We start from the raw sequence: 11,571 nt of genomic DNA, 5'->3' as shown, positions 1-11,571 counted from the left end.
GATTAACGACAGCAAGTAACCTGGCGGAGGCGTTCAAACACCGGAATGAATGGCACAGGTTCAGGGTACTGCGTTATCGCTCGCTACAGTAATGCCTGTGGTATCGAAGCAGTAATGGGTTAAATGATGAAAAAGCACATTGAAATACAGGGGAAAATCCAGACACTCAGTAACAGGTTATTTAATACAAAACTATAAGTCTTACCTGTAATAAATTACCCCCTCCCTGGTTTTAATTTTTTTTATTTGGAATGGCAATTTATATTTATTTTTGTGACTATTATCGCATTTCAATTAAATTCACCATTGCCTGCATCTTGTACACGGGTAGTATTGGATCTAAACGATTGCAATCATGCATAATATTATAAGTTCAAGGAGAACCTCCATGAAAGAAATTTTAAGCAGTCAATATGATAGAATATCTGGCGGATGGCAGGACAGAGATGGCAGTGGGAAAAGGCCATCGGATAACGGAGGTTTTGGCTCTTCAAATAGAGGCGGCAATAACGGCGCCCATCGCGGAAGTCAGTCATTTTTATCACAAAACAGTCCGTATGGCAGTGGTGCTGGCGCAAATGGGATCTGGAGGAATGGCAATTCTATGGCTTCTGGAAATGGCTATGGTGGAAATGGTACTGGGCCGAGATAATCTGATACCAAACGTTAATTAACTGATAAAATCACAGATGTAAAACCCTGTGATTTTATGGGAAAGACCATGCGTAAATATGTTGTCTTTATAAAAAGTGATGAGTCAAAGGTAATCCCAAAAGAATCAATAACACATTCACTCATTAAGGATATGAAAAAAAAAGGTTTCAGAAAGCACCATGTCGAAGTAGATGCTGAAAATGAAAGAGAAGCCATTGATAAATTAAATAAAAATAGCGAAGATTATTTAAATTCATTACGTGAATTTTCTGGGGATATATTTATCTGTTCAGTTTGCGTTATTATTGTATCTTTAGTCTGTATTTTTAGCCAATAACAAGTGATTGATACCCGACAAATAACATTAATCTACAATGTTTTAATTTCAAATGATTTTGCAATGTGTATCATATTGTTTTTATAAAATATCAAAACACCATACTTCAAATTTACATTGATAAAATAATTTATTATCAATACAACTCATTAAAAAATTAAATTTAAACTACACAATTCAAAATTAACAGGAGGATATTTAAATGAAGTACAAATTATCGGAAATAAATACATCCCAGGATAATGAAATACCGGTTCCAGATATCATTCACTTTGTATGGATTGGTGATACAAATCAGGCCAACATAGAATATGTAGATATATGGAAAAGAACAAACAAAGACAAGAAAATATATTTCTGGTGTGACAAAAACTCTTCTCTAAGCAATTCACTTCACGACTCCATACGAGAGTATATCCTTTGCAACGAATTTGAAAATAAAAAAACGCTGAAGTCTGCATAAAAAATCACGCTTTTAACTATATATTTCCAAAATTAAAATCAGTTTTTTTTGATGAATTAGTTGTGGGGTTTTTATCTGAAAACAATATCCATTGTCATAGGTTAACTACATCAACCTTGACCCCACGACTTAAAGATTATGTCTCTTTTTTATTACACCCTTCCCGACCTTTGTCATTTCCGCCACCCTATACTAGCGGGCTGGAACTCCCTAGAACCAGCCCTATCTTCTGCCTGATGCAGTAACCCTACTCGATATTACCGCTCGAACACCGAGCTGTTCAGCGCGCGATCTTGCTGATGGCGCTCCAGCGCCAGCTCGATCAACCGGGTAATCAGCTCACTGTAGCTGACGCCGCTGGCGGCCCACAGTTTGGGGTACATGCTGATATTGGTGAAGCCCGGCAGCGTGTTGATTTCGTTAATCACCACGTTGTTGTCCGGCGTCAGGAACACGTCAACGCGCGCCAGGCCAAAGCATTCCAGCGCCCGGAACGCTTTTAGCGCCACGTCGCGGATTTTGTCGCTGACTTCCGGTGCGATCTCCGCCGGCACCACTACCTTCGCGCCCTGCTCATTGATGTATTTGGTGTCGTAGGAGTAGAAAGCATCGCTCAGCACGATTTCACCGCACAGGCTGGCCTGCGGCTCGTCATTGCCCAACACCGCGCACTCAATCTCACGGCCGACAATCGCCGACTCCACCAGCACCTTGTGATCGAAGCTGAACGCCAGCGCCAGAGCTGCGTCAAAGCCGGCCCGATCCTGCACCTTGCTGACGCCCACCGAAGAGCCCTGGTTAGCCGGTTTGATAAACAACGGCAGGCCCAAACGCTCGCTAAGCTGCTCGAAACCGTATTTGCTGCGATTGGTGCGCGTCAGGGTGACAAAGGGGGCAACCGCCAGCCCGGCATCGCGCAGCAGGCGTTTGGTGACGTCTTTGTCCATGCTCACCGCCGAGCCCAACACACCGGCGCCGACGAACGGCATATTGGCCATCCGCAGCAGCCCTTGCAATGAACCGTCCTCGCCCAGCGTGCCATGCACGATCGGGAATACCACGTCGAGCTGGCCCAGTGCGCCGGCGCTGCTCGCCTCAATCAGTTGCTGTTTCTCCTGACCGGGGATCAGCGCCACATTTTTATTTGAGCGGTTCAGCGCGATCAGCGCCGGGTTTTCCGCATTCAACAGGTAATTGGAGGCATCGTTAATGTGCCATTGCCCCTGCTTGTCGATCCCCAGCAGCGTGACGTCAAACTTCTCTTTGTCGATAGCGTCCACAATGTTTTTTGCCGACTGCAGCGACACTTCATGCTCAGCCGATTTACCGCCAAAGATCACCCCAACCCGTAATTTAGTCACGCCCTGAATCCTTCTGAAAAATCATGCAAAAAAGTCGTTTATCACAATAAACGCATTGCCCGACGGCGGCAATCGTTGTCGCCAGGAAACTTTTTATGCCACGGAATGTACAATCCCCACCATCCAAACCATATACACTTCGTATATTATTCCTTTAAGGAGCAGCCTATGGGCATTGTGAAAATTTCAGACGCGCTGCATGACGATCTGCGCCTCGCCAGCCTGACGATGACGCGTTCGATCAACGCGCAGGCGGAATACTGGATCAAGATCGGCATGCTGGCGGAGTTCCATCCAGAACTGACCTACCCCCAACTGGTAAAAAAAATGATGAAAGATAACGCGCTGACGCTGAAGGAGATTGTCGGGTGAAACAGATTGTGATCAAAACGCCGGAAGAAATCGCCAAAATGCGTCACTCTGGCGCACTGCTGGCCAAGGTGTTTGCTATGCTCGATGGGGTGATTGGCGAAGGCATGTCGACCATGGAAATTAACGACCGCGCCGAAGCCTTTATCGTCGATGAGCTGAAATCGCGCCCGGCCAGCAAAGGCCAGTACGATTTCCCTTACGTGCTCAATACCTCGATCGACGACGTGATCTGCCACGGCATTCCTTCGGCCAGCAAAATCCTGCGTTCCGGCATGATCGTTAACGTCGACATTACGCTGGAAAGCGGCGGTTACATTGCCGACTCCAGCAAAATGTACTGCATCGGCCAGACAACGCCATTGGCCAAACGGCTGGTGAACAACGTGTATGAGTCCCTGTGGCAAGGCATCCGCGCGGTGAAGCCGGGCGCGACGCTGGGGGATATCGGCCATGCCATTCAACAGCATGCGGAACAGGCCGGTTACAGCATCGTGCGTGAATACTGCGGCCACGGCATCGGCCGCGATATGCACGAGGAACCGGCGGTGATGCACTTCGGCCTGCCGGGCACCGGCATGGCGTTGCAGGAAGGCATGGTATTTACCATCGAACCCATGATTAACCAGGGCGACCACCGCATTAAGCAGAAGAAAGACGGCTGGACGGTGGTGACCCGCGACAAAAAGCTGTCTGCTCAATGGGAGCACACTGTGGCGGTCACCGCCGACGGCGTGGAAATTCTGACGCTGCGTGACGAAGAGCGTCAGGCCGGGTACGCAGAACGTTATTAAGCCACCAAGCTAACAAGTTACTAAGCCACTAAATTAATTTACCCTCTGGCTTTCAAACGGCGATAACGGCAAGAACCGCAGGTCATGTAGGGGCGCTGCATGCGGCGCCCACGTGAATCGGGACACCTCTCTTCGTCCCCCAGGGTAACCGCACCGCCGTTTGAAAGACGACCGGTATGACAGGGAGATCGGCATGACGCAGTCAGGTAATCAGGCATTTCTCGCTCAGCTCAAAGACATCGTCGGCGGCCCGCAGCTGTTGACCGGCGAACGCAGCACCGAACGTTATCGCAAGGGGTTCCGCTCCGGCGAAGGCAAAGCGCTGGCGGTGGTGTTCCCTACCCGCCTGCTGCAGCTGTGGCGGATACTGGAGGCCTGCGTGGCCACCGACAAAATCGTCATTATGCAGGCGGCGAACACCGGGCTGACCGAAGGCTCGACACCCAGCGGCAACGATTATGACCGCGATATCGTCATCGTCAGCACCCTGCGGATCGATCACGTGCAGGTGCTGGACAACGGCAAACAGGTAGTCGGCTTCCCCGGCAGCACCCTCAATCAGTTGGAAAAATTGCTGAAACCCTACGGCCGCGAACCGCATTCGGTGATCGGCTCCTCCTGCATCGGCGCTTCGGTGATTGGCGGCGTGTGCAATAACTCCGGCGGTTCGCTGGTGAAACGCGGCCCGGCCTATACCGAAATGGCGCTGTACGCCCAGTTGGGTGAAGACGGCCAACTGCGGCTGGTGAACCATCTGGGGATTAAACTCGGCGACACGCCGGAAGAGATCCTCACCCGGCTGGAGAAAGGCGACTACCGGCCGGAGGACGTCGAGCACGGCGAACTACGCGCCTCCGACAATGAATACGCCAGCCGGGTGCGCGACGTCGATGCCGATACCCCGTCCCGCTTCAACGCGGATAAACGCCGCCTGTACGAGGCCTCCGGTTGTGCCGGCAAGCTGGCGGTGTTTGCCGTGCGCCTGGACACCTTCGAGAAAGAAGGCAAAGAGCAGGTGTTTTATATCGGCACCAACGACACCGCCGTGTTGACCGAGCTGCGTCGCTATATGCTCGGCAAATTCGACAACCTGCCGGTGGCCGGCGAATACATGCACCGCGATATTTTTGATATTGCCGAAGTGTACGGCAAAGACACCTTTATGATGATCGACAAACTCGGCACCGATCAAATGCCGCGTTTCTTCACCCTGAAAGGCCGCGTGGACGCCAGCTTCAACAAGCTGCCGCTGCTGCCGCACAACCTGACCGACCGGCTGATGCAGGGCCTGAGCCACCTGGCCCCCAGCCACCTGCCGAAGCGGATGAAAGAGTACCGCGAACGCTTTGAACATCACCTGCTGCTGAAAATGGCCGGCCCTGGCGTCGACGAAGCGCAGCGGTATCTGAGCCAGTATTTTACCCAGGCCAAGGGCGCATTTTTCGCCTGCACCGCAGACGAAGGCAAAAAGGCCTTTCTGCACCGTTTCGCCGCCGCCGGCGCGGCGGTGCGCTACCATGCGGTGCATGCCGACAAAGTAGAGGATATTCTGGCGCTGGATATTGCGCTGCGCCGCAACGATACCGAGTGGTTTGAAACTCTGCCGCCGGAAATCGACAGCCAACTGGTGCATAAACTCTATTACGGCCACTTTATGTGTCACGTATTCCACCAGGATTACGTGGTGAAAAAAGGCGTCGACAGCCATGCGCTGAAAGAGCAAATGCTGGCGATCCTCGACCGGCGCGGCGCGGAGTACCCGGCCGAGCATAACGTCGGCCATCTGTATCACGCCAAGCCCGATCTGCAGGCCTTCTACCAATCCGCCGATCCGACCAACAGCTTTAACCCCGGTCTCGGCAAGACCAGCAAGCGGAAACACTGGGCCGGCAATACCCGGTAACATTTCCGCTTTCAGCCCGCGCCCCCGGCATACGGGGGCAAAACCGAAGATCCCTCTGCACCTTCGGCCAGCATCCCCTCTATCGTCTAGACTTAAAGACCGGTGCAGCCGTTTTTGCTGCGCCGTTCAAGGCGTATGTCATGCGTCACCATCCGCGACGAGAGGAACTCTTCATGCCATACCAAACGGTAAACCCTTTTAACAACCAACTGATCAAAGAGTACCAACCGCACACCGACCAGCAGGTAGAGCAGGCATTGGCAAAAGCTGATGCGCTGTATCACTCCGACTGGGCCAAGGGCGATATCGACCAGCGGCTGCCGGTGCTGCACAAACTGGCGGACCTGATGGAGAGCCGGGTTGAGGAACTGGCGAAAATCGCCAGCCAGGAGATGGGCAAGCTGATCGCGCAAAGCCGCGGCGAAGTGAAACTCTGTGCCCAGATCGCCCGCTACTATGCCGATAACGCCAAAAAATTTCTCGCGCCAGTGCGCTATGAATCCAGCCTGGGCGAAGCCTGGGTAGAGCATCATCCGATCGGCGTACTGATGGCGGTGGAGCCGTGGAACTTCCCGTTCTACCAGTTGATGCGCGTGCTGGCGCCCAATCTGGCTGCCGGCAACCCGGTGCTGGTGAAACATGCCAGTATCGTGCCGCACTGCGCGCAGGTCTTTGAACAATGGGTCGCCGAGGCCGGTGCGCCGCAAGGCGCCTACACCAACCTGTTTATTTCGCAGCAACAGGTGGCGAACATCATCGCCGACGACCGGGTGCAGGGCGTGGCGCTGACCGGCTCGGAAAAGGCCGGTAGCATAGTGGCCGCACAGGCTGCGAAGGCACTGAAAAAATCTACGCTGGAGCTGGGCGGCAATGACGTATTCGTGGTGCTGGACGACAGCGATATCGCCAAAGCCGCCAAGATCGGCGCGCAGGCGCGGCTGAACAATGCCGGCCAGGTGTGCACCGCAGCCAAACGTTTTATCGTGCAAGAAAAAGTGGCGGAGCCCTTCCTGCAAGCCTTTACCGAGCATTTCCGCGCGGTGAAAATCGGCGATCCGCTGGATGAAACCACCACGCTGGGGCCGCTGTCTTCCCGCGAAGCGCTGGAGGGGCTGGCCAAACAGGTCGACGCCGCGGTGCAAAACGGCGCCAAACTGCATTACGGCGGCAAGCCGATACCGCATGACGGCAACTTTTTCGAGCCGACGATCCTGACCCACATCAGCCGTGACAACCCGGCGTATTTCGAAGAGTTCTTCGGCCCGGTGGCGCAGATCTATGTGGTGAAGGATGACGACGAGATCGTCAAACTGGCCAATGACTCTCACTACGGCCTCGGTGGCGCTATTTTCAGCACGGATATCGAGCGCGCCAAAAAGCTGGCTTCGCGCATCGAGACCGGCATGGTGTATATCAACTCGTTGACCGATACCGCACCCGAGCTGCCTTTTGGCGGCGTGAAGCGCTCCGGCTTCGGCCGTGAACTGTCGGATCTGGGGATCAAAGAGTTTGTGAACCAGAAACTGGTGGTGGTCAGCAAAAGCTAAACCGCCCCCCTCAGCGGGGGGCGTTAAGTTTATGTTGCGCCTCCCGCCAAACTTCATTATCTTTGATGCCGTAATCACTCCCTGCTTTCAGGAATATCAATGGCTCAGTTTGCGCACATCACAGACCCAACGAACACGCCGCTTCCGGCCGTCGTTCAGCTGTGCGCATCTTCCGCCCCTCCAGCCGTTTTCTCTGTCGTCACTGCGGTTGCCGCTTACCCGCCACGCTCTGTGGTTGTGCGCTAAGCCAAACCGAATTTTACCTCCAGCTTTCTTTATTTGCGCTCAGGCGTAGACCGCCGCGCGCGCTGGAACTTGCCATTTTCACGACAGGTGAAACCGAATGCGATTTATCACTCAATGGGCCAATGCCGGCCTGGCTACGCTGTTCGTCCTGCTTTGGAGCAGCGGCGCAATTTTCTCCCGCTTGGGGCTGGAGCATGCCTCCGCCTTCGCCTTCCTTTTCTTCCGCTGCGCCATCGCTCTGGCGTTGCTGCTGGCGATCGGCCTGTGGCAACGGCAATGCCTGCCCGCCCGCGGCACCCGCTGGCGCGTAGCGTTGATCGGGCTGCTGATGATCGGCAGTTACCAGATTAGCTATCTGCTGGCGCTGGAACAGGGCATCACGCCCGGCGTGCTGGCGACGCTGCTCGGCGTACAGCCGATACTGACCCAGTTCATTACCGAACGCCGCAGTTCCGGGCTGCGCAGCCTCGGCCTGTTGCTGGCGATGACCGGGCTGACGCTGGTGGTGTATCAAAGCCTGGCGATCGCCCACTTCTCCCTGCCCGGCATGCTGTGCGCCTTTATCGCGCTGGGCTGCATGACCGCCGGCACGCTGTTGCAAAAAGGCATGAGTCAGCCACCGCTGGCGGTGTTGCCGCTGCAGTACGCCGTCGGGTTGCTGATGTGCGCACTGGTGTTACCGTTCGAGCCGCTGCGGGTCGAGTGGAGCATGGCGCTTATCGTGCCTCTGCTGTGGATGGCGGTGGTGATTTCAGTGCTGGCCACCTTCTTGCTGTACCGGTTGATCCAACGCGGCAATCTGGTGCAGGTCACCAGCCTGTTTTACCTGATCCCGGCGGTCACCGCTCTGCTGGACTTCCTGCTGCTCGGCCATGCGCTGGCGGCAATGAGCATGTTGGGCATGGCGGCCATCGTACTTGGCGTAATGCTGGTGTTCCGTAAGCCGTAAAAAGCAAAAGCCCCTCATGCCGGGTGGCATGAGGGGCAATATCAAAATATCTTTTTCAGAATAACCAGGAACCATACCCCCACAGCAGTACCGTTACCCCGAGCAGAAACTCGAGCAGCAAGATGCCGATGGCAAAGGTAGAGCTGGAGAAGATAAAGCCTTCTTTACTGTCGATATTCAAGAAGTGGGGAATGCCCAGATTCAGCAGATAGCCCGAATAGCACAGGCCAATCACGCCGACAAACAGACAGAGCCACACGACGGGATACAGCGCCACTATACCGCTCAGGAACATCGGGGTGGCGACATAGCCGGCAAACACCATGCAACGGTGCAAACTCGGGCGTGCTTCATAACGCCGCGCCATCCAGTGGATCACTTTACCCATGATAGCCACACCCGCCAGCATCAGCAGATAGAAAGCCATTGCGGTATAAAGTGCGGTAAACATATCGAGCCGGATCGCATGGCCTTCGCCGGAGAGCCAGCCCAACTGGGTAGTGCCGATAAAGGCGCAGACCACAGGGATCGCCGCCAGCAGCAGCACATGGTGGGTGTAAAGGTGCGAGACGCTTTCGTTCTCGCTTTTAATGTGTTCGAACTCGGTGCTTGGATGCGCCAGAAGTCCCCAAACATGATTAACCATGAGACACCTCCTCCATCGCCGTAGGTCGCGATCGGCGAACGAATTTACCCCTCTGACGGATTGTTGACCGTGCGAGGATTGCGGCCACGGGGCTCTCTCCCCTGTACTTATTATAGTCTTTCGCTGAAAAAACGTTCGGAAAACGCAGACGCAGCGGCAGTTTGTTTTATAATCCTCCGATTGAGCAAAGCCGTGAGGACTGCCATGTCATCTGCCATCACTCTTCGCCAGGTCGGCATTGTCGAGGTCGACGCCGGGCAAAATGTCACTGTGGTACAACCCAGCAACTTGTACGGTTGCCGGCTAGGTAACGACGTGTTTGTCGGACCCTTTGTCGAGATCCAAAAAAACGTCAGTATCGGCGCTCGCAGCAAAATCCAGTCGCACAGTTTTATCTGCGAATATGTCACGCTCGGCGAAGACTGTTTTGTCGGCCATAACGTGACCTTCGCCAACGATCTGTTTAAAGGGGGCGATCCGAACACCGATGCCGCCAGTTGGGGCCGTACGCAGATTGGCGATCGGGTTGCCATCGGCTCCGGCGCCACCGTGTTGGCGGTGAACATCTGCAGCGGCGCGGTGATCGGCGCCGGATCCGTGGTCACCAAGGACATCACCCGTAAAGGGATCTACGCAGGCAATCCGGCACGCCTGCTGAGAGAGCTGGACCCATGAGCCAGGTTATCCATATCGCCCCCGTCGCCCAGTTGCCCGACGGCTATCTGGAAAGCTGCGATTTCAGCTTCCCGGTCGCCCACTATGCCCAACCGGTTTTCGATGCCCCGGTCGACAGTTGGCCGCTGCGGCCAGTCACACCGTTTCGCAAGAACTATCCGCTGGCCCCCTTCATCAATGAGGAAAGCGAAACCTTTCTGGCACGCCACCGAGGGGAAGCCGTCGGCCACATCACGCTGAGCAAAAACTGGAACGGCTATGCGCTGATTGAAGAAATTGTCGTCAGCGCCCATGTGCGCCGCCTGGGCGTTGCCACCGCGCTGCTGGATGCCGCACGCCACTGGGCGCAGCAGCAGGAAACCCCGGGGTTGATGCTGGAAACGCAAAACAATAATCTGATCGCCTGCCGCTGTTATCAGCGCTTTGGTTTTATTCTCGGCGGTATCGATCACCTGTTGTATCGCGCTCAACCGGATATTGCCGACCATGAAATCGCGTTATTTTGGTATCTGCCGTTTAATAACGAGATCGGTTACTGATTATTGGCCAGCGTTTAGGCTATGTTTATTTATTAACCACCCGCCTCATGGTGAGAACTGTTATCATTTACATGATCACGGACTGAAACCATTGGAGGGTTACATGTACAAGGTTGTTCCATTGATGTTAGTTATAGCGATGAGTGGATGCGCAGATAAAAGTCCTCAGCGGCCAATTGATGAACCCGGTGCCGCAGTCACGCCCCCTGCGGTAGCGCCCATAAACCTGGACAGCGAGACGTTAAGCAAGCTCAACGACATTCTCGCCCAGCACGCTACCTGGCCGGCCGGGCAGGCCAACGGCCAAACTATCAATCTGATCTCTCAGCAATTTCTGGGTACGCCTTACGTTGCCAACATGCTGATAGGCTCTCAGGATACGCCGGAAAAGCTGGTGATCGACTTCCGCGGCCTGGATTGCTTTACCTATATCGACTACGTCGATGCACTGAGCAAATCGCACAATCAGGCTGAATTCGTTCAACGCCTGATCCAGACCCGCTACGCCCATAGCGACATCAGCTTCCCGCAGCGCAAACATTTCTTCACCGACTGGGCGCTGGTCGCCAAAACAAACGTGACCGACATTACCGCTCAACTCAGCCCGCACGCGGTGACGCAGGTGAAAAATCTGAACCAAAAGGCCGACGGCGGCAACTATCTGCCCGGCCTGAAAAATGTTCGGCGCAGCATCACTTATGTGCCCAGCGATGTTATTGACGATAAGGTGCTGGCCCAGTTGCGCACCGGCGATTACATCGGTATCTACACCAATCTTGCCGGGCTGGACGTCACTCACACCGGCATCTTTATCATGACCGAAAACGGCCCGATGTTGCGCAATGCCTCTTCGCGCAAGGAAAACATGAAGGTAGTGGACTCGCCCTTTATGGACTATGTGATCAACACGCCAGGCATCGTCGTGCTGCGCGCCAAATAACCGCTCTTCCAGACCCTATGGCTTTCAGGGTGCAATCTGAAAGCCAGGGTCTCTATACAACTCCCTGTTATTACCTATAACCCTTTGTGCTGAGCAAGCGTTTGACTTCCCCGCAGGTTCAGGCTTAGCTAACAGCACAAAACCAACT

Annotated in this window: 13 protein-coding genes; 11 read left to right on the top strand and 2 right to left on the bottom strand. The window is 54.2% G+C overall.

The genetic code is table 11. From position 1 onward, the window contains the following. The first annotated feature begins 413 nt into the window (after positions 1-413). The 3 genes from SERAS12_RS06795 (at position 414) to SERAS12_RS06790 (ending at position 1,454) form a co-directional block, all read left to right on the top strand. Positions 414-674, top strand: a complete 261-nt coding sequence (locus SERAS12_RS06795; RefSeq protein ID WP_239440982.1) for a hypothetical protein — start codon at positions 414-416, stop codon at positions 672-674. Between the two features lie 47 nt (positions 675-721). Next, positions 722-991, top strand: coding sequence for a hypothetical protein (locus tag SERAS12_RS25415; RefSeq protein WP_014615482.1), 270 nt, complete (start codon positions 722-724; stop codon positions 989-991). 202 nt (positions 992-1,193) lie between these two features. Further along, entirely contained in the window at positions 1,194-1,454 is a 261-nt protein-coding gene (locus SERAS12_RS06790) for a TcdA/TcdB catalytic glycosyltransferase domain-containing protein (RefSeq protein ID WP_041415981.1), read from the top strand. A gap of 257 nt (positions 1,455-1,711) precedes the next feature. Here SERAS12_RS06790 and ddlA read toward each other — a convergent pair whose 3' ends face one another. Next, positions 1,712-2,815: a D-alanine--D-alanine ligase gene (ddlA, locus tag SERAS12_RS06785; RefSeq protein ID WP_013812008.1), complete on the bottom strand. Its 1,104-nt coding sequence runs from the start codon at positions 2,813-2,815 to the stop codon at positions 1,712-1,714. A gap of 168 nt (positions 2,816-2,983) precedes the next feature. Here ddlA and SERAS12_RS06780 point away from each other — a divergent pair, with 168 nt between their 5' ends. The 5 genes from SERAS12_RS06780 to SERAS12_RS06760 all read left to right on the top strand — a co-directional run bounded on the left by SERAS12_RS06780 (position 2,984) and on the right by SERAS12_RS06760 (position 8,623). Continuing rightward, on the top strand, positions 2,984-3,187 hold the full coding sequence (locus tag SERAS12_RS06780; RefSeq protein ID WP_006324220.1) for a ParD-like family protein: 204 nt from the start codon (positions 2,984-2,986) through the stop codon (positions 3,185-3,187). Further along, positions 3,184-3,978 (top strand): type I methionyl aminopeptidase, encoded by a 795-nt coding sequence (gene map, locus SERAS12_RS06775; protein ID WP_013812007.1) that lies wholly within the window; start codon positions 3,184-3,186, stop codon positions 3,976-3,978. The genes SERAS12_RS06780 and map overlap by 4 nt, the downstream gene beginning before the upstream one ends. A gap of 193 nt (positions 3,979-4,171) precedes the next feature. Continuing rightward, positions 4,172-5,881 carry a D-lactate dehydrogenase gene (gene dld, locus SERAS12_RS06770; RefSeq protein ID WP_013812006.1) on the top strand — a complete coding sequence of 570 codons (1,710 nt, stop codon included), beginning with the start codon at positions 4,172-4,174 and terminating at the stop codon, positions 5,879-5,881. Between the two features lie 173 nt (positions 5,882-6,054). Next, the gene (locus SERAS12_RS06765; RefSeq protein WP_013812005.1) at positions 6,055-7,428 is read left to right on the top strand and encodes an NAD-dependent succinate-semialdehyde dehydrogenase; all 1,374 of its coding nucleotides are present in this window, start codon (positions 6,055-6,057) and stop codon (positions 7,426-7,428) included. A gap of 343 nt (positions 7,429-7,771) precedes the next feature. After that, the gene (locus SERAS12_RS06760) at positions 7,772-8,623 is read left to right on the top strand and encodes a DMT family transporter (RefSeq protein WP_013812004.1); all 852 of its coding nucleotides are present in this window, start codon (positions 7,772-7,774) and stop codon (positions 8,621-8,623) included. A 55-nt stretch (positions 8,624-8,678) separates the two neighbouring features. On the opposite strand, the gene SERAS12_RS06755 is transcribed toward SERAS12_RS06760, so the two are convergent. Beyond that, positions 8,679-9,269, bottom strand: coding sequence for a Yip1 family protein (locus SERAS12_RS06755; protein WP_013812003.1), 591 nt, complete (start codon positions 9,267-9,269; stop codon positions 8,679-8,681). A 204-nt stretch (positions 9,270-9,473) separates the two neighbouring features. On the opposite strand from SERAS12_RS06755, the gene SERAS12_RS06750 reads away from it, so the two are divergent. The 3 genes from SERAS12_RS06750 (at position 9,474) to SERAS12_RS06740 (ending at position 11,423) form a co-directional block, all read left to right on the top strand. Then, positions 9,474-9,944 carry an acyltransferase gene (locus tag SERAS12_RS06750; protein WP_013812002.1) on the top strand — a complete coding sequence of 157 codons (471 nt, stop codon included), beginning with the start codon at positions 9,474-9,476 and terminating at the stop codon, positions 9,942-9,944. Further along, entirely contained in the window at positions 9,941-10,483 is a 543-nt protein-coding gene (locus SERAS12_RS06745; protein WP_013812001.1) for a GNAT family N-acetyltransferase, read from the top strand. Before SERAS12_RS06750 ends, SERAS12_RS06745 begins: the two co-directional genes overlap by 4 nt. Before the next feature lie 103 nt (positions 10,484-10,586). Next, positions 10,587-11,423 carry a DUF1460 domain-containing protein gene (locus tag SERAS12_RS06740; protein WP_013812000.1) on the top strand — a complete coding sequence of 279 codons (837 nt, stop codon included), beginning with the start codon at positions 10,587-10,589 and terminating at the stop codon, positions 11,421-11,423. The last annotated feature ends 148 nt before the right edge of the window (positions 11,424-11,571 follow it).

The organism is Serratia sp. AS12 (genome assembly GCF_000214195.1).
Taxonomy (GTDB): Bacteria; Pseudomonadota; Gammaproteobacteria; order Enterobacterales; family Enterobacteriaceae; genus Serratia; species Serratia plymuthica.
Note: the sequence above shows the minus strand (reverse complement) of the source record. Positions and strands in the feature narration are given on the sequence as shown.